The 22,147-nt window shown below is 68.3% G+C and carries 17 protein-coding genes and 1 tRNA gene; 15 read left to right on the forward strand and 3 right to left on the reverse strand.

Annotated elements, in window-relative coordinates; genetic code table 11:
• The 10 genes from EAO27_RS03800 to EAO27_RS03845 all read left to right on the forward strand — a co-directional run bounded on the left by EAO27_RS03800 (position 1) and on the right by EAO27_RS03845 (position 9,387).
• The gene (locus EAO27_RS03800) at positions 1–1,206 is read left to right on the forward strand and encodes a TIGR03087 family PEP-CTERM/XrtA system glycosyltransferase (protein WP_242777262.1); all 1,206 of its coding nucleotides are present in this window, start codon (positions 1–3) and stop codon (positions 1,204–1,206) included.
• On the forward strand, positions 1,203–2,720 hold the full coding sequence (gene xrtA / locus EAO27_RS03805) for an exosortase A (protein ID WP_242777265.1): 1,518 nt from the start codon (positions 1,203–1,205) through the stop codon (positions 2,718–2,720). The genes EAO27_RS03800 and xrtA overlap by 4 nt, the downstream gene beginning before the upstream one ends.
• A gap of 13 nt (positions 2,721–2,733) precedes the next feature.
• Positions 2,734–4,629, forward strand: coding sequence for an XrtA/PEP-CTERM system amidotransferase (locus EAO27_RS03810; protein WP_242777267.1), 1,896 nt, complete (start codon positions 2,734–2,736; stop codon positions 4,627–4,629).
• A 502-nt stretch (positions 4,630–5,131) separates the two neighbouring features.
• Entirely contained in the window at positions 5,132–6,319 is a 1,188-nt protein-coding gene (locus EAO27_RS03815) for a GNAT family N-acetyltransferase (protein WP_242777269.1), read from the forward strand.
• Positions 6,316–7,182, forward strand: coding sequence for a cupin-like domain-containing protein (locus tag EAO27_RS03820; RefSeq protein ID WP_242777271.1), 867 nt, complete (start codon positions 6,316–6,318; stop codon positions 7,180–7,182). Before EAO27_RS03815 ends, EAO27_RS03820 begins: the two co-directional genes overlap by 4 nt.
• Positions 7,183–7,264: 82 nt before the next feature.
• Complete coding sequence (infA, locus tag EAO27_RS03825) at positions 7,265–7,483, forward strand: translation initiation factor IF-1 (RefSeq protein WP_003049127.1); 219 nt, start codon at positions 7,265–7,267, stop codon at positions 7,481–7,483.
• Positions 7,480–8,070: a nucleoside triphosphate pyrophosphatase gene (locus EAO27_RS03830; protein WP_242777273.1), complete on the forward strand. Its 591-nt coding sequence runs from the start codon at positions 7,480–7,482 to the stop codon at positions 8,068–8,070. Before infA ends, EAO27_RS03830 begins: the two co-directional genes overlap by 4 nt.
• Positions 8,063–9,031, forward strand: coding sequence for a ribonuclease (locus tag EAO27_RS03835; protein ID WP_242777275.1), 969 nt, complete (start codon positions 8,063–8,065; stop codon positions 9,029–9,031). Before EAO27_RS03830 ends, EAO27_RS03835 begins: the two co-directional genes overlap by 8 nt.
• Positions 9,021–9,215 (forward strand): DNA gyrase inhibitor YacG, encoded by a 195-nt coding sequence (gene yacG / locus EAO27_RS03840; protein WP_242777277.1) that lies wholly within the window; start codon positions 9,021–9,023, stop codon positions 9,213–9,215. The genes EAO27_RS03835 and yacG overlap by 11 nt, the downstream gene beginning before the upstream one ends.
• Before the next feature lie 96 nt (positions 9,216–9,311).
• A tRNA-Phe gene (locus tag EAO27_RS03845) sits at positions 9,312–9,387 on the forward strand.
• Between the two features lie 151 nt (positions 9,388–9,538).
• On the opposite strand, the gene EAO27_RS03850 is transcribed toward EAO27_RS03845, so the two are convergent.
• Together EAO27_RS03850 and EAO27_RS03855 are read right to left on the reverse strand one after the other, a co-directional pair.
• Positions 9,539–9,937 carry a helix-turn-helix domain-containing protein gene (locus EAO27_RS03850; protein ID WP_242777279.1) on the reverse strand — a complete coding sequence of 133 codons (399 nt, stop codon included), beginning with the start codon at positions 9,935–9,937 and terminating at the stop codon, positions 9,539–9,541.
• A 55-nt stretch (positions 9,938–9,992) separates the two neighbouring features.
• Positions 9,993–11,960, reverse strand: coding sequence for a TonB-dependent receptor (locus tag EAO27_RS03855; RefSeq protein WP_242777281.1), 1,968 nt, complete (start codon positions 11,958–11,960; stop codon positions 9,993–9,995).
• 281 nt (positions 11,961–12,241) lie between these two features.
• On the opposite strand from EAO27_RS03855, the gene EAO27_RS03860 reads away from it, so the two are divergent.
• Complete coding sequence (locus EAO27_RS03860) at positions 12,242–14,899, forward strand: TonB-dependent receptor (RefSeq protein ID WP_242777283.1); 2,658 nt, start codon at positions 12,242–12,244, stop codon at positions 14,897–14,899.
• Positions 14,900–15,007: 108 nt separating this feature from the next.
• Here EAO27_RS03860 and EAO27_RS03865 read toward each other — a convergent pair whose 3' ends face one another.
• Positions 15,008–18,073, reverse strand: coding sequence for a TonB-dependent receptor (locus EAO27_RS03865; protein WP_242777285.1), 3,066 nt, complete (start codon positions 18,071–18,073; stop codon positions 15,008–15,010).
• 437 nt (positions 18,074–18,510) lie between these two features.
• On the opposite strand from EAO27_RS03865, the gene folE reads away from it, so the two are divergent.
• The 4 genes from folE to EAO27_RS03885 all read left to right on the forward strand — a co-directional run bounded on the left by folE (position 18,511) and on the right by EAO27_RS03885 (position 22,060).
• Positions 18,511–19,107, forward strand: coding sequence for a GTP cyclohydrolase I FolE (gene folE, locus EAO27_RS03870; RefSeq protein ID WP_242777287.1), 597 nt, complete (start codon positions 18,511–18,513; stop codon positions 19,105–19,107).
• Positions 19,108–19,551: 444 nt separating this feature from the next.
• Entirely contained in the window at positions 19,552–20,523 is a 972-nt protein-coding gene (locus EAO27_RS03875) for a cysteine synthase A (RefSeq protein WP_242777289.1), read from the forward strand.
• A complete protein-coding gene (locus tag EAO27_RS03880; RefSeq protein WP_242777291.1) occupies positions 20,520–20,891 on the forward strand; it encodes a hypothetical protein in 372 nt (123 codons plus the stop codon). Before EAO27_RS03875 ends, EAO27_RS03880 begins: the two co-directional genes overlap by 4 nt.
• Positions 20,888–22,060, forward strand: coding sequence for a GldG family protein (locus tag EAO27_RS03885; RefSeq protein ID WP_242777293.1), 1,173 nt, complete (start codon positions 20,888–20,890; stop codon positions 22,058–22,060). The genes EAO27_RS03880 and EAO27_RS03885 overlap by 4 nt, the downstream gene beginning before the upstream one ends.
• The last annotated feature ends 87 nt before the right edge of the window (positions 22,061–22,147 follow it).

Below are 22,147 nucleotides of genomic sequence, written 5' to 3' on the forward strand. Positions count from 1 at the left end.
ATGGCCGAAATCCTCTTTCTGGTGCACCGCGCGCCCTGGCCGCCCGACCGCGGCGACCGCATCCGCAGCTGGCACATGTTCGAGGCGCTGGCGAAGCTGGCGCCGGTGCATGTCGCGGCGCTGGCCGACAATGAGAGCGATGCGGCCGCCGCGCGCGCGAAGATGGCGCCGCTGTGCAAAAGCCTGGCGGTCGAGGTGCGCAACGCCTCGCGTCCGGTCGCGCTGGCGCAGGCGGTGCTGCGCGGCGAGCCGGTGTCGAACCGGCTGTTCCGCAACGCCGCATTGGCGCGCCATGTCGCGGCGTTGCTGGCCCGCGGCGACGTGACGCATATCGTCGCCTTTTCGGGGCAGATGGCGCAATATCTGCCCGCGGGTTTCGACGGCCCGGTGGTGATGGATTTCGTCGACGTCGATTCGGCGAAATTCGCCACCTATGCGGCGCAGGACGGGCGCCAGCCGCTGCACTGGGTGCACGCCCGCGAGGCGCGCGTGCTCGCCGATTACGAGGCCGAGGTCGCGGCGCGCGTCGACGCGAGCCTGTTCGTCAGCGCGGCCGAGGCGGCGCTGTTCCGTGGACGGAGCGGGCTCGACGCCGACCGGGTGCGCGCGGTCGAGAACGGCATCGACACCGGGCGTTTCGACCCCGCGCTGCCGTTCGAACCGGTCGGCGCGGGCGAGGGACCGCTCGCGGTCTTCACCGGGCAGATGGATTATCGCCCCAATATCGACGCGGTGCGCTGGTTCGCGGCCGACATCCTGCCGCTGCTCCGGCAACGCCACCCCGATGCGCGCTTCGTGATCGTCGGGCGCGCGCCGACCGAAGAGGTGCGCGCGCTCGCCGCGCGGCCCGGCGTCACGGTGACGGGCGAGGTGCCCGACGTGCGCCCCTGGCTCGCCGCGGCCGATGTGGTGGTGGCGCCGCTGCTGCTCGCGCGCGGCATCCAGAACAAGCTGCTCGAGGCGATGGCGATGGCGCGTCCGGTCGTCGCGAGCGCCGCCGCCGCCGAGGGGATCGATGCGACCCCGGGGGATCATCTGCTGGTCGCCGACGGCGCCGAGGGCATCGCGGCAGCGACCGCGTCATTGTTCGACGACCGTGCGCGGGCGGCGGCGATGGGGCGCGCGGCGCGCGACCGGATGATCGCGCGCTACGGCTGGGACGCGCGGCTCGCGCCGCTCGCCGATCTGCTGGGGCTGGCGGCATGAGCGCGCCGAAGATCCGGCTCGGGTCGCCGAAGGCGTGGACGGCCTGGCAGCGGCACCTTGCCGCGCTGGCGGGACTGTGGACCGTGCTGCTCGCGATCTTTCATGGCGACGCTGCCGACATGGCGGGCATCTGGTGGCACAGTTCGACCTTTACCCACTGCCTGCTGATGGTGCCGATGATCGGCTGGCTGGTGTCGCAGCGCGTGCCGCTGCTCAGGACGCTGGCGCCGGCGTGGTGGCCGCCCGCGCTGCTCTGGATCGCGGGGGGCGGACTGACCTGGCTCGTCGGTGAAGCGGCTGGCGTCGGCCTGTTCCGCCAGCTTGGGCTGGTGCTGATGCTGCAGGGCGCGGTCGGCGCGGCGCTGGGCGAAAGGCTCGTGCGCGGGCTGCTCTTCCCGCTGGCCTATGCGCTGCTGCTTGTGCCCTTCGGCGAAGAACTGGTGCCTTTGCTCCAGACCTTCACCGCGCATATCAGCATCGTCCTGCTCCATCTCGCGGGGCTCGAGGCGCAGATGGAGGGTGTGTTCATCACTACGCGGGCGGGTTTTTTCGAGGTCGCCGAGGAATGTTCGGGGGTCAATTTCCTGATCGCGATGCTCGCTTACTCGGTGTTCGCGGCGCATCTCTGCTTCAAAAGCTGGACGCGGCGGATCGTTTTCGTCGCGCTCGCGCTGGTGACGACGATCCTCGCCAATGCGCTGCGCGCATGGGCGACGATGGTCGCGGCGGAGATCTGGGGGATCGAGGCGGCGGGCGGCATCGACCATATCTTTTACGGCTGGATCTTTTTCGGACTCGTCATCCTGCTGGTGATGCTGGTCGCGAAGCGCTGGTTTGACCGCCCGGCGAACGACGCCGCGGTCGACCTCGCGGGGTTGCACGGCACGCCGCGTTTCGCGGGCCCGGCGAAGGTCGTGCTGCCCGCCGCGCTCGCGCTGCCGCTGCTGTTCGCCGCGTGGGCGGGGCTGGTCGGCGGGCGCGACGCGCCGCTCGCGGCGACGATCGAGGTCGCGACGCCCGCGGGCTGGCGCGAAACGCTGGCCGACGGGGTGCGCTGGACACCGCGTTTCGACGGCGCCGACCGCGTGACGCTGCGCCATTTCGTCGATGCGAAAGGGCGCCGGGTGACGGTCGCGATCGGCGGCTATGAACGCCAGGCCGAGGGGCGCGAGGTCGTCGCTTTCGGGCAGGGGGCGGTCGATACCGGCGGCGGCTGGGCATGGAGCGCGCGGCTCGCCGGCGTCGACGGCGGGCGGACCGAACGGCTGCTCCATCCGGGGCCCGTGCTGCGCGATGCCGCAACCTTCTATGTCGTCGACGGCGTCGCGACCGGCGATCCGCGCCGCGCGAAGATCGCGGGATTGAAGGCGCGGCTGCTCGGCGGCGATCCGCGCGCGCTGTCGCTGATCGTGTCGAGCGAACAGGGACAGGGGGGCGTACAAGCGATCGGCGATTTCGTTTCCGCGTCGGGCGGAGCGCAGGTGATGGCTGACCGCGCGCTCGAAACGCGTTAAGAGCGGTCGCTATATGTGCGGGATCGCGGGTCTTTATCATCTGGACACGGCCAAGCCGGTCGATCCCGCGCGGCTGCGCGCGATGCTCCACCCGATGGGACATCGCGGCCCCGACGGCAGCGGCACCTGGACCGCGCCCGGCGTCGGGCTCGGCCATTTGCGCCTGTCGATCATCGACATCGAGGGCAGTCCGCAGCCGATGGCGAGCGACGACGAAGCGGTGACGATCAGCTTCAACGGCGAGATCTATAATTTCCGCGAGTTGCGGAGCGAGCTTGAGGACCGCGGCCACCGTTTCCGGACCAGCGGCGATACCGAGGTGATCGTCGCGGCGTGGCGGCAATGGGGCGTCGACTGCCTGCCGCGGCTCAACGGCATGTTCGCCTTTGCGATCCACGACCACCGGCGCGGTTGCCTGTTCCTCGCGCGCGACCGGCTGGGGGTGAAGCCACTGCACCATGCGCGACTGTCCGACGGGTCGGTGGCTTTCGCCTCCGAGCTCAAGGGCCTGCTGCGCCACCCGCTGCTGCGGCAGGAGGCCAATCTGTCGGCGGTCGAGGATTTCCTCGCGCTGGGCTATGTTCCCGACGACAATTGCATCGTCGCGGGGGTCGAGAAATTGCCCGCGGGTCATTATCTGCTGCTCGAACGCGGCAAGCCGATGCCCCGGCCGACACGGTGGTGGGCGCCCGATTTTTCGAAGCGCATCCGGGCTTCGGAAGGCGAGGCGGCCGAGCATCTGGTGCATCTGATGCGCGCCGCGGTGACCGACCGCATGGTCGCTGACGTGCCGCTCGGCGCCTTTTTGTCGGGCGGGGTCGATTCGAGCGCGGTCGTCGCGCTGATGGCAGAGGCGAGCAGCAAGGCGGTCAAAACCTGCACCATCGGCTTCGACCAGGCGGCGCTCGACGAGACGGCCCATGCGCAGATGGTCGCCGAACGTTTTGCCACCGATCACCGCACGCGGACCGTCGCGGCGAGCGATTTCGACCTGATCGACCGCATCGCCGACATGTTCGACGAGCCCTTTGCCGACGCGAGTGCGCTGCCGACGTACCGCGTGTGCGAGCTCGCGCGCGAGGAGGTGACGGTGGCGCTGTCGGGCGACGGCGCCGACGAAGCGTTCGCGGGATATCGCCGGCTGGTATTCCAGCATCAGGAAGAGCGGTTGCGCGGGTTGATCCCCGGGGTGCTGCGGCGGAATATCCTCGGGCCGCTCGCCAGGGTCTGGCCGCAGATGGACTGGGCCCCGCGTCCGCTGCGCGCGCGCGCGACGCTCGCCAGCCTGTCGAAGAGCGGCGCCGAAGGCTATGCCGAGGCGGTCGGCGTGACCGGCCCCGCGCAGCGCGCGCGATTGTTCAACGGCGCCGCGAAACGGGCGCTGGGCGATCATGTCGCCGAAGCGCGCTACTGGAAGGCGATGGCCGAGGCGCCCGCGCGCGAGGCGCTCGACCGCGCGCAATATGCCGACATGATGATCTGGCTGCCCGGCGACATCCTGACCAAGACCGACCGGATGAGCATGGCGGTGAGCCTTGAGGTGCGCGAGCCTTTGCTCGACTACCGGCTGGTCGAATTCGCCGCGTCGCTGCCGGCGTCGATGCGCGTCAAGGGCGGCACGGGCAAGGCGATCATGAAGCAGGCGATGGAGCGTTACCTGCCGCACGACATCCTCTATCGCCCCAAGATGGGGTTCGTGACGCCGGTGTCGCACTGGTTTCGCGGGCCGCTGATCGAGCAGGCAAGGGCGCTGGCGACCTCGTCGACGCTTGCGCGGTCGGGCTGGTTCGACATGGCCGAAATCGAACGCATCGTCGCCGCGCACCAGTCGGGCCGCCGCGACCATGGGCGGCTGATCTGGCAATTTTTCATGCTCGAAAAGTCGCTGACGAAGCTGTTCGAGATCTAGCGGCGCCGCGCGGGGATGGCCCGGCGGCGTCGTGGGACGGTGGCGGTTTCGGGGTGGGGAGCTGCCGATTGAGCGACGAACCGGTTTCCCCTCCCGCGTGCGGGAGGGGCAGCGAGGCTTGCCAGCTTGCTGGCTAGCCGCAGCGGGGTGGGCCATCGCGACGCCGCTGCCCACCCCCGACCCCTCCCGCAAGCGGGAGGGGAGAAGAGCGGCGGCAACCGGTCGCTTTCCGCCAATCCTCCCTGTCGCATAGCGATGGGGAGGGGGACCGCCGCCGCAGGCGGTGGTGGAGGGGCCGCAACGGCGCGTCCTTCGCCCCTCCGTCAGCGCTGCGCGCTGCCACCTCCCCATGGCTTCGCCACAGGGAGGAGCGGACTTGCCGCTTCCGGTCTACTCCGCCAGCATGCCACGACCTTCGCGCGCCGCCGCGCGGGGGTCGCAAGGACGGCACCGGTTGGAATCGCCACCTCATTTTAACTCCTCGGTGCTAGGCTGGTCCGCAATGACGGTGCATCCCGCCTTTCCCGTTGACGGACTCGCGCCCGCCGCGCCGATCGCGGTGCGCGTGGTCGATCCGCTCGCGCTGTCGCCGCCGCTCGCCGCGGCGTGGGATGCGCTCGCGGCCGAGGCGAGCGAGCCCAATCCCTTCGTCGAGCGCTGGTGCCTGCAGTCGGCGCTGCACCTGCTCGATCCCGAGCGGCATGCGCGGCTGGTGATGGTACAGGGCGGGGCGGACGGACCGCTGATCGGAGTGATGCCGCTCGCGGCCGCGGCGCGCTACGGGCCGCTGCCGCTGCGTCACGTCACAGGCTGGGCGCATCCCAATCATTTCCATGGCGCACCGCTCGTCCGCGCCGGGACCGAAAGCCTGTTCTGGTCGATCCTGCTCGGCTGGTGCGACGCGGCGCCCTGGGCGCGGACCATGCTGCATGTGCCGCGGCTCACCGCCGACGGACCGTTGCACCGCGCGCTGACCGACGTGGCGCGCGGGCGGGGCGGCGATGCGGCGGTGGTCCATCGCGAGGAACGCGCGCTGCTCGACAGCGCGCTGTCGCCGGCCGATTATTGGGACGCCGCGGTGCGCGGAAAGAAGCGCAAGGAACTGCGGCGGCAGGCGAACCGGCTCGCCGAACAGGGGGCGGTCGCGTTTCGGCGCTGGGCCGCGGACGACGCGATCGAGCCGTGGATCGACGCCTTCCTCGATCTCGAGGCGCGCGGCTGGAAGGGGCGCGCCGGATCGGCGCTTGCGAGCCATGGTGATACCGAGGCCTGGTTCCGCGCGATCGTCGCGGGCGCCGCGGCCGCGGGCAAGCTCGACATGCGCGCGCTCGACCTCGACGGCCGGCCGCTGGCGATGCTCGTCAATTTCCTGTGCGTGCCCGGGGGCTTTTCGTTCAAGACCGCGTTCGACGAGGATTATGCGCGTTTCTCGCCCGGGGTCCTGCTCCAGCAGGCGAACCTCGACCTGCTGGGCGACGCGCGTATCGCGTGGATCGACAGCTGCGCCGCGCCGGGGCACCCGATGATCGACAGCGTGTGGCGCGAACGCCGCGCGCTGGTGTGGACAAATGTGCCGCTGGGCGGCGCGGGCGACCGGTTTCGTTTCAACGCGCTCAAAAGGGCCGAGCGGCTCTGGCATCGCTGGAAGCGCGCCGGGCCCGACAGTATCGAGGATCAGGATCAGCCATGACCGCCCACGCCATCATCGACCGCCCCGTCTTTTCGCCCGATACGCTGGCGGCGATGGCGCGGCTCTATCCGCGCGAGGCCGGGCTGCTCCACCACCGGCTGCCCGACCATCCGCTGCTGTCGCTCGACGCGCTGGCGGTGCTGGGCGAGGGCCTGCCCGCGGCGCAGGTCGAATATAATCCCGGCGACCTGCCCGTCGGGATCGCGCCCGAGGACGTGCCATCGAACGGGCTGTCGATCGGCGAGACGATCCGCACGATCGACGCGAACCGCAGCTGGGCGGTGCTCAAGAATATCGAGACCGAAGCGCCGTACCGCGACCTGCTGATGCGGCTGCTCGGCGAGTTGGAGCCCGTCGTCGAACCGCGCACCGGCGCGATGCTGACGCCGCAGGGCTTCATCTTCATCTCGTCGCCGGGATCGATCACGCCGTTCCACTTCGATCCCGAACATAATATCCTGCTCCAGCTGCGCGGGACCAAGGTGATGAACGTCTGGCCCGCGGGCGACGAACGCTTCGCGCACCGCGTCGAACACGAGCGCTATCACACGGGCGGGCACCGCAACCTGCCGTGGCAGGACGGGTTCGAAGGCGGGCAGCAGCGCGTGCCGCTGGCGCCGGGCGACGCGGTGCTGATGCCCGTGATGGCGCCGCATTTCGTCGCCAACGGCGATGCGCCGTCGATCTCGCTGTCGATCACTTGGCGCAGCGAATGGAGTTACCGCGAATCCGAAGCGCACGCCGCCAACGCGGCGCTGCGCCGCATGGGACTCGACCCCGCGATGCCCCCGCGCTGGCCGAGCTATGCGTGGGCAAAGACAGTCGGCTGGCGCGTAGCGCGGAAATTCCGGCTGGTCGAATAAACCAAAGCTACAGATCGCTTCCCATCGCGGCCATTTGCGGCTATGGGCGCGCATCCATTTATTTCGAGCCCATAGAGGATTGATGGCGAAAGAAGAACTTCTGGAAATGCGCGGCCAGGTGGTCGAGTTGCTGCCCAATGCGATGTTTCGCGTGCGACTCGAAAACGACCACGAAATCCTCGGTCACACGGCCGGCAAGATGCGCAAGAACCGCATCCGCGTTCTGGTGGGCGACGAAGTGCTCGTCGAGCTCACCCCCTATGACCTGACCAAGGGTCGGATCACCTATCGCTTCAAGTGAGCGGCGCGGTTTCCTTTCCCGCGCTGGTTCTCGCTTCGACATCGCCGCGCCGGCGCGAGTTGCTGGCGCGGATCGGCGTCGTGCCCGCGCGCGTCGCTGCCCCTGACATCGACGAAACGCCGCTGAAGGGTGAATTGCCGCGCGCCTATGTCGCGCGGCTCGCCGAGAGCAAGGCGCGCGCGGTCGAGCGCGGCGCGGACGAAGTCGTGCTCGCGGGCGACACGACGGTCGCGGTCGGGCGGCGCATCCTCGAAAAACCGGCCGACGAGGCCGACCTGCGCCGCATGCTCGCCCTGTTGTCGGGGCGACGGCACCATGTCTGGTCGGGGGTTGCAATGGTCGACCGCGAGGACCGGCTGCGCGTGCGCGTCGCCGACACGATCGTCGCCTTCAAGGCGCTGAGCGCCGCCGAAATCGACTGGTATGTCGCGAGCGGCGAGGGGATGGGCAAGGCGGGCGGCTATGCGATCCAGGGGCGCGCCGAGATGTTCGTGCGCTTCCTGTCGGGCAGTCATTCGAACGTCGTCGGCCTGCCGCTGTTCGAGACGCGCAGCCTGCTCACCGCCGCGGGCGTGCCGCTTGGCTGAATGGCTCTACGAAGCCGGGATCGGCGAGACGCGCGCGGCGCTGGTCGCCGATGACCGCATCTTCGAGGCGTGGATCGAACGCGACGGCGAAGGGCCGCGCGTCGGCGCGGTGCTGGGCGCGCGGCTCGTCGAACCGGGGCGGATCGTGCTCGACGCGCCCGGGGATCCCGTCGCGACGATCGGTGCGCTGCCCCAGGGAATCTCGCTCGGCGCGCGGCTGACGGTTGAGGTCACGCGCATGGCGCTGCGCGAGCGCGGGCGCGACAAGCCCGCGCGGGCGCGGCTCGCCGAGGGGCCGGTGACCGAAGGACCCGATCTCTGCGCGCGCATCGCCGCGACCGAATGGCCGGTGACCGAGCTGCGCGCGACCGGGTCCGACCGGCTCGAAGCGGCGGGCTGGTCCGAACTGATCGACCATGTCCGCACCGGACATTTTCCCTTTCCCGGCGGCGCGCTGTGGGTCGATGCGACCCCGGCGATGGTGCTGATCGACATCGATGGCGAGGGCGACGGCTTTGCGCTTGCCCGGGCGGGCGCGATCGCGGCGGTGGAGGTCATCCGCTGCTGCGGTATCGGCGGGTCGATCGGCATCGACTTCCCCTCCTTGCCCGGCCGCGCCGAACGCCACGCCGTCGACGCGCTGGTCGACGCGCATCTGCCGCAGCCGTTCGAGCGCACCGCGGTCAACGGTTTCGGGCTGATGCAGATCATCCGGCGCCGCGACCGCCCGTCGCTGGTCGAGCAGGTGCGGCTCGACCCCGTAGCGACCGATGCCGCGCTGCTGCTGCGCCAGGCCGAACGCGCGGTGGGAACGGGAGCGCTGCGCCTGACCGCGCGCCCGGCGGTCGCCGCGCATATCGCGGCGCATCCGCGCTGGATCGCCTTGTTGCAGGAGCGGAGCGGCCGGCCGGTGACGGTCGAGGCGGATGCCGCCATCGAAGGAGCGGGCCATGCCCAGTAAGAATGCCGGCAAGGCGCGCGCCTGCCCGCTGTGCGGCCAGCCGCGCGACCCCGAATTCAAGCCCTTTTGCAGCCGCGGCTGCCGCGACCGCGACCTGCTGAACTGGTTCGGCGAGGACTATCGCGTGCCCGCCGCGCAGGCGCCCGACGGCACCGCCGACACCGATCGTTTCGACGAGGGCTGAACAGAAAAATTCCTGCAACAAAGATGCTGGACAGGATGAAAAGCCCTGCCTATAGCCGCCGCTCGCCAGCAGGTCCGATGACCTGAAGCGGCCCGTGCCCGGGTAGCTCAGTTGGTAGAGCATGCGACTGAAAATCGCAGTGTCGGCGGTTCGAATCCGTCCCCGGGCACCACAATTCCTCCCGAAACGTTGCCGCCATTCCCCTGAAAATCGGCCGTATCCGCCGGCATGAGTGCGATCGGGCCCCGGACTTCGGCGGGGAACCCGGTCCGTTCGATCGCGCCGAGGGATCGGGGCCGGAGGCGCCGCGATGTGCGAAGGCGCTACGCCGCGCCGCGCGGTTCCAGCGTTTCGATGATCCGGCAATCGCCGATCGTTTCCTGCGTACAGGTCGAAAGCAGGCGGCCGAGTTCGGCGCGCATCTTGCCAAGATCGGCGATCTTCGCGTCGATTTGATCGAGGTGCCGCGTCGCGATCCGGTCGACCGCGCCGCACGGCTGGCTGCGGTCGTCGGCCAGCGCGAGCAGCTCGCGCACATTGTCGAGCCGGAACCCCAGGTCGCGCGCGCGCCGGATGAACGCCAGCCGCTGGCAATGTTCGGCGCCATAGCTCCGGTAATTGGCCGCGGTCCGCGCGGGACGCGGAAGCAGCCCCTGCTTTTCGTAAAAGCGGATGGTTTCCGTCCTCGCGCCCGTGATGCGGGCCAGTTCGCCGATACGCATGGGTCCAGACCTTGCAGCTTCTATGGGCCCGGCCTAGGCGCCCGGCGTCACCCGATCAATGGCCGCCGCCGAATTTGAACCGCACGCCGCCGTTGATGACGAAGCCGTCGGTGGGGGCCCAGGCGTCGACCGTCCAGCGCCCGTCGGGGGCGCGCTGCGGCAGCAGCAGCGGGTCGTGGCGGGTCTGGCGGACGTTCAGGATATTCTCGGCGTTCACGAACAGGCTGACCTTGCCGACCGTGAGTTCGGCGAGCGCGCCGAGTTCCAGATAGGGGCGGCTGCGCGCGCGATAGGGATTGTCGTCGAGCGTCTGGCGGCCGGTGTAATAGGCCTCGATCCCGATCCGGCCCTTGCCATGTTCTTCCCACATGCCCACCAGTCCGGCGGTGTGGCGCGGGGTGCGCGGGGTGGTGCGCCGGCCGGTTCCGGCGGGGTCTGCTTCGCTGGCGTCGACCAGCACATAGCTGCCCGTCACCGAAAAGCCGTTCCAGCGATAGCGCAGCATGAGTTCGCCGCCGCGCGTACGCACCGGCCCGGCGGCGTTGACCAGCCGGACGCTGTCGGCGTCGAGCGTCGCGACCTGCACCGCATTGTCGATGTCCGACGCGAACAGCGTCAGCCGCGCCTCGACCGGGCCCCTGGCATAGCCGACGTCGAGCGACGCGGTCGTCGCGGATTCGGCCTTCAGCCGGCCGGGCGGTTCGAGGCGCGACAGGCCCGCCGCCTCGATCGCGTCGACGAAGGGCGTCGGGGCATAGAATCCGCGTCCCAGCGAGGCGCGGATCGTCCATGGTCCCGGGCGGTAGAGCGCCGACAGGCGCGGGCTCAGCCGCGTGCCGAAATCGCTGTGGAAATCGGCCCGTGCGCTGCCCGCGAGCAGCCACCGGTCGCCGATCTCCTGCTCGACCTGCCCGAACAGCGCGGGGACGGTGTAGCTGTAGTCGAATGCCGGAAAGGTGCGCGACCGGTAGAGATCGGCCTGGATCGCCGCTCCCGCGAGCCAGCCGGTGCTCCCGCTTTGCCCCGCGAGCGAGGTTTCGGCGAAGAGCGTGTCCTGCCGGTCGGTCTCTGCGTCGGTCCCGAAGCGCTGGCGATGGCGCTGCGTCATCGCCGAGGCGCGGATATGGAGCTTGCCGAGAGCCTCGACCGGAAATTCGGCGACGAGGCCCGCGTCGAGGCGGCGACTGTCCTGCGTCAGCGCAAAGGGCCGGCCATCGGGGGCGGTGCGCCCGGCAAGGGTGCCGCCGCGCCGGTCCTCGTGCGTCGCGCCGACGGTGACGAGCGCGGTCGAGCCGTCGTCGCCTTCCCAGAACAGGCGCGGGCGGATCGTCCAGCGGTCATAGCCCGGCATGTCGATCCAGCCGTCGCCGTCGAGATCCTTGCGCGTCTGGCGGTGATACCCCGCGGTCAGCGAATAGCGCCAGTTCGCGCCGAGCGGCCCCGACGCATAGCCGGTGGCGTCCTGCCCGTCGCGCGTCGTCGCGTTGACCAGGAGTTCGGCTTCGGCCTCGGCGCGCGGACGGCGCGAGACGAGGTTGATCACGCCGCCGAGCGCCGAGGGGCCGTAGAGCGCCGACGCCGACCCCTTGATCACCTCGACCTGTCCCAGGTCGGTGGGGGGAATCTGGAGCAGGCCGATCGACGAGGGCTGCCCGCCATAGAGCGGCAGTCCGTCGGAGAGCAGCTGCGTATAGCGCCCCGCCATGCCCTGCATGCGGATTTTCGACGATCCGAGCGCGGGCGAAGTGACCTGCACGCGCACGCCCGGCGTCTCGGCGACCAGCATCGAGATGTTGCCCGGCGTCATCAGCAGCTTTTCCTCGATCTCGTCGCGGCCGATCACCTCGACGCGGATCGCTTCGTCCTGCACCCGGCGCCCCGAACGCGTTGCCTGCACGACGATCTCGGCCTCTTCTTCTTCGGCCTCGACATGGTCGTCCTGCGCATGGGCGGCGACGCCCCAGGGGGCGAGGGGCTGGAGCATCGCGACCGCTGCGAGGGGCAGGCATTTGCGGGATTTCACGTCGGCATCTCCGGCTGGAAAAAGGGGGCGGGCGCATGTCATGCGGCCGGCCGGGCGCGCCATAAAGGTTGAAGCCGCTTCAAGGTCAAGCCCCGTCGCCGCCCGCATGCTGCGGTGCAAACTGTTGCTTTTCGGCCACAAATAACCAGAAAATCCTTGGGTCGCGCCGCGCCGCGTTGACGCGGCGATCCGGCCCTATAGAGCGGCGGGTTCCCGCTGGAGCATCCCCTCCTTGGCCGTTAGGCCGCGCCCCGGCGGGTTGGAGAGAGAGACCCTTACCCATGACCATGCGCAACATTCTGTTGGGCGCCACCATGCTGTGCGCCGCAACGACCCCTGCCTTTGCCTTCGCGCAGGACGCCGATCCGGCCGCGCCCGCCGCGACCGACGCCAATGATTATGGCAATGAAATCATCGTCACCGCGACCAAGCGGTCGCAGACGCTTCAGGACACGCCCGTCGCCGTTTCGGTGACCTCGTCCGCCGACCTTGAGCGCTCGCAGATCCGCGACCTCATCGATCTCCAGTCGGCGGTGCCCAGCCTGCGCGTGTCGCAGCTCCAGTCGAGCGCCAACACCAATTTCATCATCCGCGGCTTCGGCAACGGCGCGAACAACGCCGGGATCGAGCCCTCGGTCGGCGTCTTCATCGACGGTGTCTATCGCTCGCGTTCGGCGGCGCAGATCGGCGACCTTCCCGCGGTCGAGCGCATCGAGGTGCTCCGCGGTCCGCAGTCGACGCTGTTCGGCAAGAACGCCTCGGCGGGCGTCATCAGCATCGTCACGCAAAAGCCGCAGTATGAATTCGGCGGCAGCGCCGAAGTCACCTATGGCAATTACGACGCGATCACCGTGAAGGGGCATGTCACCGGCCCGATCAGCGACACCGTCGCCTTCTCGATCGGCGGCAACTACAACCGCCGCGACGGCTATGCGCAGGATCTGAAGCTCGGCACCGACGTCAACGACCGCAACCGTTACGGCGTGCGCGGCCAGCTTCTGTTCGAACCGACCGACGCGCTGTCGATCCGCCTGATCGGCGATTATGACAAGATCGACGAAAATTGCTGCATCGCCGGCAATGTCATCGCGGGTCCGACCGTCGCGATCACCAACGCGCTTGCGGGCGGCGTCAGCGTCGACGCGAACAACCCCTTCTCGTACAATGTCTACAACAACTTCCTGTCGTCGAACAAAATCAAGAACTACGGCGGCTCGGCGCAGATCGACTATGACCTCGGCAATCTCGCGCTGACGTCGATCACCGCCTATCGCCAGGTCCGCGCCGACACCAACCAGGATTCGGACTTCACCTCGGCCGACCTGATCGGCGAGAAGAGCGACTATGTCGACATCGATACCTTCACGCAGGAATTCCGCGTGACGTCCGATTTCGACGGCCCGCTCAACTTCCTGCTCGGCGGCTATTATTTCAACGAAAAGATCGACCAGCAGAGCGCGATCAAGTTCGGCCAGCACTTCCGTCCCTACGCTAGCGCGCTGATCCAGCAGGCGAGCGGAGGGGCGTTCAACGTCGCGTCGCTCGAAGCGGTGATGGGCAGCGCGAACGGCGTCGACTACACCAACAGCTTCTTCAAGGCCGGCACCGGGCTCGACGAAGCCTACAAGATGAAGAACGAGGCCTTCTCGCTCTTCGGCACGGTCGATTTCGAGGTCACCGACCGCCTGACGGTCACCGTCGGTGCGAACTACACCAAGGACAAGAAACGCTTCTCGACCAATGTGATCAGCAGCGACGTCTTTTCGGGTATCGACCTGACCGGGACCGGCGGACGCGCGCTGACGCAGCAATTCGTCGCATCGCAGGTCGGGGCGGCGCTGGGGCACCCCGCCGGACAGTTGGCGAGCTTGGCAGAAATCCAGGCGTTCGCGCAGGCCCAGCCTGCCGGTTTCCTGGCGATCACGACGGCAGGAACGCAGTTCGGACAGCTCAACGCGGGGCTCAACCCCGACGACGTGGCGAACGACGGCAATCCGCTGACCGTGGGCAACCCGCTGCTCGCGTTGCGCCCGCTGCAGTTCCTGCCGCCGTTCCTGAACCTGCCGAACGCGGTCGAGCCCGGCAAGACCAACGACAGCGACCTCGCCTACAGCATTCGCGCCTCGTACGAGCTGACCGACACGGTCAACGTCTATGCGACCTATGCGACGGGCTTCAAGGCGAGCTCGGTCAACCTGTCGCGCGACAGCCGTCCGCTCGCCAGCGACCTGCCGGCGATCCTCAGCGGCGGACTGGGCGTTCCCAACCTCGGGACCGGTTCGCGCTTCGCGGCGCCCGAGGAATCGACCGTCTATGAAGCGGGGCTCAAGGCCAACTGGTCGGTCGCCGCGCTGAACCTCGCGGTGTTCAAGCAGTCGATCAAGGGCTTCCAGTCGAACATCTTCACCGGCACCGGCTTCGCGCTCGCCAATGCGGGCAAGCAGTCGACCTTCGGGATCGAGTTCGACGGTTCGGTTCGCCCGGCGCAGGGCCTGAACCTGACGCTTGCGGTCACCTATCTCGACCCCAAGTACGACAGCTTCATCAACTCGGCGTTCGGCGACATCTCGGGCAGCACGCCCGCGGGCATCCCGGCGCTGACCGTCGCTGCCGGCGGCACCTACACGCACGAGTTCGCGGGCGGCACGCGCGCGATCGTGCACGTCGACTATCATTATGAAAGCCCGGTGCAGATCGTCGAGGGTCTGACCGGCTTCCCGGCAAGCGTCGCGCAGAATCTGAAGCGCGAGGTCAACCAGCTCAACGCGTCGTTCACCGTCGCGCTGACCAACGGCGTCGAAGTCGGCGTGTGGGGCCGCAACCTCACCAACGCGCAATATCTGACGACGATCTTCCCCGCGGTCGCGCAGTCGGGCAGCGTTTCGGGCTATCCGAACCAGCCGCGCACCTACGGCGGCGTCGTTCGCTTCAAATTCTGACGAAGGGGGCGGGGGCGGCGCGGTCCGCTCCCGTCCTTTTTGCGGACAAGGAAAAGCCCGGCCTCTCGGTGGAGAGGCCGGGCTTTCTTTGGTCTGCGACCGGCAGGTTTAGAACTTCACCCCCGCCGCGATGCCGTAGCGACGCGGTTCGAGCGTGAAGATGTTGGTGTAGTTACCCGACGACTGGTCGGTGATGTAGAGGCCCGTCACGCTGTTCGCGTTGAACACATTCTGGATGAAGCCCCTCACATACCATTTGTCGTCGGCGCCGTTCAGCTGCATCTGGGCGTTGACCTGGGCATAGCCTTTGATCTTGTTGACGTTGCCGTTGAAGATGCTGCCATAGCTGTCGCCGGTGTAGGCCAGATCGACGCGCGGGACGAGCGACATGTCGTTGTCGAAGTTGATCGTATACTGGACGCCCGCGCTGAACTTGTAGTTCGGCGCCTGCGGCAGTTCGTTGCCCTTGATGTTGACGGGCACGCCGGCGGAGAAATAGTCGATGCCGCCCAGCGTCGCCGGGTTGACCGACAGTCCGGCAACCGGTGCGGGAAGGTTGGCAAAGGCGCCCGCCGCGGCTGCCTCGAGCACCGAACAGATGCTGAAGGCGCCGGTCGAGGCGATGCCGCCGTCGGCCGGAAAGGCGGTCGTGCCCTGCAATCCGGCGCCGGCCGCGACCCCCGGGACGATGCCGTTGTTGATCAACGTCTGGACGCGGTTCACGAACTGGTTGACCCCGGCGACATTGCCCGACTTCGATGCCACGGCGCAGTTCGCGGCGTTGGTGATGTCCTTGATGATCACCGCATCGTCGCGCCCGCCGCCGAAGTCGCGCGGGTTGCTCGTGAAGGTGTCGCCCTTCACCTTGGTGTTCAGGTAGCTGAAGCCCAGGTTGATGACGAGGTTCGGATCGGGGCGCACGATGCCCTCGGCCTCGAAGCCGTAGATGTCGGCGTCGACATTGTCGTTCACCGCGGTGCGCGCGACGATCTTGCTGAGCTGGAGGTCCTTGTACTTGTAGTAGAAGGCGGTGAGGTTCAGCTGCAGCGCGCCGTTGCCGAAGGTGTTCTTCGACCCGATTTCGAACGCGTCGACCTGTTCGGGTTTGAAGCTTTCGGGAACCGCGAAGATCGGCTGGAGCGGCGGGTTGATGCCCCCCGACTTGTAGCCGCGCGAATAGGACGCATAGAGAAGATTGTCGTCGGTCAGCTTGAAGTCGAGCACCGCGCGGCCGGTCAGCTTGTTGAACTTCACGCTGCGTGCCTGGATGATCTGGTTGCCGGGCGTGCCCGGATCGGCGTCGAACGTCCCGACGAAGGGCGAATCGAACACCGAACCCGTGCCCCCGTGCGGCGCGAGGAAGCTTGCGAGCGTCGAGCGCGCCTGCACGCTCTTCTTGTCATTGTTGTAGCGCAGCCCAGCGGTGAGCTTCAGCCGGTCGTTGAACTCGAAATAGGCTTCGCCGAAGATGCCGTACGACTTGATATCGAGCCGGTCGGTGTTGTTGCGGAAGAAGGGCGTCGCAAGGAACGACGGCGGCAGCGGCGCGGCCGCGCCATTCGGCGCCTTGTTGGTGGCGGCGGTGAAGGCGCCGAGCACCCCGGTCAGATAGTCGATCGGGAAGGCGTTCACATAATAGCTGTTCTCGGTCAGCTTGTAGTCGGCATAGATGCCGCCGAGCAGGAAGTTGAACGGTCCGTCGAAGTCGCTCGACAGGATCGCTTCGGCCGACCAGCTGCTGTTATACTGGTTCGACCGGTCGAACTGCAGCGGCGTCATGTCGCAGATCTTGTTGCCGCCGAAGCTGCCGTAGCCGCTTTCCTCGGGAAGCGAGGTACAGATCTTGCCGTTCGGCCCATCGGGAATGATCGCGGCCGCGACCGGCCCGAAATAGGCATTCGACAGGATGGGCCCGTTTGGACCGACGCCCAGCGGGAGCGGGTTAGCTGCAAAGAAGGCCAGCTGATTCAGCCCGGTCTGATAGAGTGAGCGGTCGCCGACATTGCTGTTGTAGTCCTGCATCGAGTCGAGCTTGACCTTCTGGTACTGGCCCGAAACCTGCAGCGAGACGGGACCGAAATTATGCTCGATCTCGCCCTGCAGCGTCAGTTCGCTGGTGAAATATTGCGGGGTGAAGGCGGTGTTGACGGTCCGCGGATCGCTGGGGATCGTCGTGTTCGCATAGACGTCGGGACCGTAGAGGCTGCCCAGCGAGAAATTGAAGCCGAAAGGATTCGTCGCCGTGACTGTGCCGTTGGGAATCCCGCGGATCGCGAGGAATTCCTTCGACGTCAGCGCCGCGGTAAAGGTGGCGTTGCCGTTGAATGGCGCATTGTCGCGGCGCGTGTTGAGGCAGCCGAGGATGCCGGTCGGGTCGCGCTGGCACTGCTGTTTCTGGATGCGCGTGCGGTGGTCCTTCTCGCGGAAATAGGAGCCGAGCAGGGTGATCGAGGTGTCGGGCGAGGGCTCCCAAGTCAGCGTGCCGCGGACCGAATAGAGGTCGCGGTCGTCGATCCGCGTGTTGAGATAGGTGTTCTTGGTATAGCCGTCGCGGTTGAGCCAGATGCCCGCGACGCGCAGCCCGATGGTGTCGCCGACGGGAATGTTGATCATCCCCTTGGCCTTCATCGAATCATAATTGCCATATTCGGCCTCGGCGGCGGCTTCGAACGCGCCGAGCTTGGGCTTGGCGGTGATCACGTTGACGACGCCCGAGGTCGCGTTGCGCCCGAACAGCGTGCCCTGCGGGCCGCGCAGCACCTCAACGCGCTCGAGGTCGTAGAATTCGGTTTCGAACAGGCGCGTCGAGAAGAGCGGGTCGCCGTTCAGGTGGATCGCGGTCGCGCTGTCGCACGTCGTGCCGACGCAAAGGTCGCCGATGCCGCGGATGGTGAAGCTCGCCCCGGTGAAGTTGGTCTTGGTGAAGGTGACGTTGGGCAGCGTCAGCTGCAGGTCGGAAGGCGTCTTGATCTGCTGCGCCTCCAGCGCTTCGGTGGAAAAGGCGCTGACCGCGATGGGAACGTCCTGCAGGCGTTCGGACTGGCGCTGTGCGGTGACGACGATCTCGCCGCCAAAGGCATCGCGCTCGGTCGTGTCGGCCGAATCCTGCGCAAATGCCGGGCTCGCCACCGCCATCGCAAGGATCGAGGTGCCGATCAGTGCCTTGAACTTCATATATATCCTCCCTTTTTCGACCCGCGACAGCGGGCCGCCCAATTGCATCGCTCCAACCGGGAGGGGATATGCCAGACGTGACTACGGGCGCCGGACCTCGTCGATCCAGCGCAAGCGCGCGCGCAAATAAGTGTAGCCAGCGAAGCTGGGCATCGTCCTCTCCCACCGCCGCCCGGGGAAAGACGTCGGCATCTCCGATCGCGACCTGCTTCGGCAGGTTCTGTAACGCTTTAAAACTGCGCCGAGTTGACGAAAGCGTCAAGTGACTTGTTCGGCAGCATTTTGAAGAAATATTCTTGCGCTTTCGGCGTTAGAAAAAGCACCGATTCCGCAACGTAAACTTGTATCACGGCAGGAATTTCTTCCCGCTGCGGGCTTGCACATCGCGGCAATCGCGCCGAAATGTGCGACATGAAAGCAACAGTGAAGGCGGGGTGATGACGAAGGTGGAACTCGGTGCGGACGGCAAGCCGGTGGTACCCGATGCGGTGCTCGATGCGGTCCGGACATTGATCGAATGGGCGGGCGACGACCCGTCGCGCGAAGGGTTGCTCGACACGCCGAAGCGCGTTGCGCGCGCCTGGCTCGAATATTGCCAGGGCTATGCCGACGATCCCTCGGTCCATCTCTCGCGCACCTTCGAAGAGGTCGGCGGCTATGACGAGATCGTGCTGCTGCGCGACATTCCGTTCCAGTCGCACTGCGAACATCATATGGCGCCGATCACCGGCAAGGCGTCGATCGCCTACCTGCCCAGGGACCGCGTCGTCGGCATCTCGAAACTCGCGCGCGTGCTCAACGGCTATGCGCGACGGCTGCAGGTGCAGGAACGGCTCACCGCCGAAGTCGCCAAATGCATCTGGGACAATCTCCAGCCGCACGGCGTCGCGGTGGTGATCGACGCGCAGCACGGCTGCATGACCGGCCGCGGCGTGCGCACCCCGGGGGTCGGCATGGTGACCAGCCGCCTGCTCGGCTGCTTCCTCGAAGACGAACGCAGCCGCAAGGAAGTGCTCAGCCTGATGGGCTATTGATCACGGGCGGCTTCCAAGAGCCGCTTTCGACCGATTGCGGACGCTCAATCCTCCCTGTGGCGCAGCGATGGGGAGGTGGCAGCGCGAAGCGCTGACGGAGGGGCTATGGCGCAGCGCTGCCGGCCCCTCCACCATCCGCTTCGCGGACGGTCCCCCTCCCCATGGCTTCGCCACAGGGAGGATATAGATATCCGCCAACGACCGACCCTTGCCGTGCCCCGGCGAAAGCCGGGGCCCAGAGCGGAACGACGCAACGCTGACTTTCCAACACCCTGGGCCCCGGCTTTCGCCGGGGTGCAAACTGAGAGCAAACGTCCACTTTCCACCCCAAAGCGGACATCGGCACCGCGGGACGCCAAACGCGGCGCGGTCACAAAGGCCGGCCTTCGTCCCGACAAAAGAAGCTGTCTTGCGAGGGGAGGGGGGTGGCCCTAAATCAGGGCCATGACTATTGCGCAAACCAGCCTCGAGCTGATCGGCAACACCCCGCTTGTCCTCCTCAAAGGTCCCAGCGAAGCCACCGGCTGCGAAATCTGGGGCAAATGCGAATATGCCAACCCCGGCGGATCGGTGAAGGACCGCGCCGCGCTCTACATCGTCCGCGATGCCGAGGCGAACGGCAGCCTGCGTCCGGGCGGCACGATCGTCGAGGGGACCGCGGGCAACACCGGCATCGGTCTCGCGCTCGTCGGCAACGCGCTCGGATACCGGACGATCATCGTCATGCCCGACAACCAGAGCGCCGAGAAGATGGCGACGATCCGTGCCTTGGGCGCCGAACTGGTGCTCGTCCCCCCCGCGCCCTTCGCCAACCCCGGCCATTTCGTCCACACCTCGCGCCGCATCGCCGAGGAAACCGACAATGCGATCTGGGCCAACCAGTTCGACAATATCGCCAACCGCAAATCGCACATCTTCGGCACCGCCGAGGAAATCTGGGAGCAGATGGACGGACGGATCGACGGCTTCACCTGCGCCGCGGGGACCGGTGGCACCATCGCGGGGACCGGGCTGGGGCTGAAGGCGAAGGACGAAAGGATCACCGTCGCGCTGACCGACCCGCACGGCGCCGGGCTCTATAATTATTACCAGTGCGGCGAACTCAAGCCCGAAGGATCGAGCGTCGCCGAAGGCATCGGCCAGAACCGCATCACCGCCAATCTCGAAGGCGCGCCGATCGATACCCAGTTCCGCATCTCGGATGCCGAAGGGCTCGCGGTCGTGCGCCGGCTGCTCGACGAAGAGGGGCTGTGCCTCGGCCTGTCGTCGGGGATCAACGTCGCGGGCGCGATGGCGCTCGCGCGCCAGCTCGGCCCCGGCAAGCGCATCGCGACGATCCTGTGCGACAGCGGCTTTCGCTACCTCTCGACGCTCTACAATCCCGAATGGCTGGCGAGCAAGGGGCTGGCGGCGTGAGCGCCAAGCGCCCCGCGCCGTCGGTCGAGCCGCTCGGTCCCACCGATTCGATGCGGCGGCTCCAGATCGGCATCGCCGGGGTGATGGCGGTGCTGCTGCTCGTCGGCCTCGCGGGGCTGATCGGCGACCGCGCGCGCGAACAGGCGGCGAGCGACCCCGCGGTGGCGGCGGCTCCCGAAGCGGCCGGCACGACCGACAAGGGCACCGGTGCGCCGCTTGAGGAACTCGGCGTCCAGCCGGTATCGAAGAATGACGAGCCCGCGATCGTCGTGCCGCGGGTGGTCAAGACGCTGCCCCCCACCACCAAGGTCCCCGACCTCGAGCCCGATCCCGAGCTTCAGCGCGCGCGGAGCAAGTCGGCGCAGTGACGCGCGCGCGCGTCGCGGCGCTGGCGGCGGGGACGGGGCACGTGCTCGTCCATGCCGCTCCGGCGCTGCTCCTCGCCTGGTTTGCGGGCGGCCAGCAGGCGCTCGGCCGGATCGACGCGGGGCTGGCGATTCCCTGGCTGATGCCCGGCGCGCTGCTCCTCGCCTGGCGCGTGCGCGACCGGACGCGCGCGGCGCAGGGCGCGGCGGTGGCGGCGGCGATCGCGGGGTTGCTGCTGCTCCAGCTCATGCTCCACCTCCTTCTCGGCGGCCGGGCGGGCGGCGCCTCGCTGCTGGTGACGGCGCTCGCGGGGGGCATCTGCTGCGCGCTGGCGGCGGTGCTGGTTGCGCGCGCGCGGCGGTGGCGCGCGGCGGCGCGCTGGCCGGCGCTGCTCGCGGCCGCGGCGCTCGCCTTTGCGGCGGGGCAGGGGCTGCTCGCATGGGGCGCCGCACCGCGCATCGCCGAGCCGCGCCTGAAGCTCGCGATCCTGACCGGGCTGCCGCTGCGCTGGAACGGCGGCGGCGGCGATCTGGCGGCGATGCTCGCGTCGGGGCCGTCGGACGCGCCCGCGCTCGCGGCGCTCGAGCGCCGTTTCGACGTCCGGCTGGTCGACAGTCTTGCGGGTGTGCCCCCCGGCGAAGCGCTGCTCGTCGCGCATCCGCGCGCGCTCGCGCCGCACGATCTGGTCGCGCTCGACGCGCGCGCGCGGCGCGGCGCGCCGACCGTGATCCTCGCCGACGCGCTGTCGAGCTGGCCGCCGCCGCACCCGCTCGGCGATCCGCGCAACCCGCCGGTGACCAGCCTGCTCACCCCGCTGCTCGATCATTGGGGCCTCACCCTCGCGCTGCCCGCGCCCGCGCGCCGCGGCGAGGTCGCGGTCTTCGTCGACCCCGGCGGCGCGCGGCTGCGGCTCCACTCGGCGGGGCGTTTCACCGCGCTGCCCGGGCATTGCCGGGCCTATGGCGGCGGGCTGGTCGCGCAGTGCCGCCTTGCCGGCGCGGGCGGCGCGGTCTGGCTGGTCGGCGACGCCGACATGCTCCACGACGGCTTGTGGCGGTCGCCGTTCGACGCCGCGCCCTGGCTGCGGCGCTCGGACAATATCGCGTGGCTCGCCGGGCGCCTCGGCGGTGCCGGCGACCGCGCCGCATTCGCGCCGATCTGGATTCGCTGAACCCGCCGCGATCCGCGCATTTGTGCGGCTTTTCCCTCGAACATCGCCCGATCGTCGCGCCGCCCGCGGCGGCGCCGGCGCGCGCGC

This window comes from Sphingopyxis sp. YF1 (genome assembly GCF_022701295.1).
Lineage (GTDB): Bacteria > Pseudomonadota > Alphaproteobacteria > Sphingomonadales > Sphingomonadaceae > Sphingopyxis.

Bases quoted from the DNA above. Each gene is read 5' to 3' on its own strand.
- EAO27_RS03800 (WP_242777262.1), top strand. From the start codon at position 1: ATGGCCGAAATCCTCTTTCTGGTGCACCGCGCGCCCTGGCCGCCCGAC.
- xrtA (WP_242777265.1), top strand. From the start codon at position 1,203: ATGAGCGCGCCGAAGATCCGGCTCGGGTCGCCGAAGGCGTGGACGGCC.
- EAO27_RS03810 (WP_242777267.1), top strand. From the start codon at position 2,734: ATGTGCGGGATCGCGGGTCTTTATCATCTGGACACGGCCAAGCCGGTC.
- EAO27_RS03815 (WP_242777269.1), top strand. From the start codon at position 5,132: ATGACGGTGCATCCCGCCTTTCCCGTTGACGGACTCGCGCCCGCCGCG.
- EAO27_RS03820 (WP_242777271.1), top strand. From the start codon at position 6,316: ATGACCGCCCACGCCATCATCGACCGCCCCGTCTTTTCGCCCGATACG.
- infA (WP_003049127.1), top strand. From the start codon at position 7,265: ATGGCGAAAGAAGAACTTCTGGAAATGCGCGGCCAGGTGGTCGAGTTG.
- yacG (WP_242777277.1), top strand. From the start codon at position 9,021: ATGCCCAGTAAGAATGCCGGCAAGGCGCGCGCCTGCCCGCTGTGCGGC.
- EAO27_RS03850 (WP_242777279.1), bottom strand. From the start codon at position 9,937: ATGCGTATCGGCGAACTGGCCCGCATCACGGGCGCGAGGACGGAAACC.
- EAO27_RS03860 (WP_242777283.1), top strand. From the start codon at position 12,242: ATGACCATGCGCAACATTCTGTTGGGCGCCACCATGCTGTGCGCCGCA.
- EAO27_RS03865 (WP_242777285.1), bottom strand. From the start codon at position 18,073: ATGAAGTTCAAGGCACTGATCGGCACCTCGATCCTTGCGATGGCGGTG.
- folE (WP_242777287.1), top strand. From the start codon at position 18,511: ATGACGAAGGTGGAACTCGGTGCGGACGGCAAGCCGGTGGTACCCGAT.
- EAO27_RS03875 (WP_242777289.1), top strand. From the start codon at position 19,552: ATGACTATTGCGCAAACCAGCCTCGAGCTGATCGGCAACACCCCGCTT.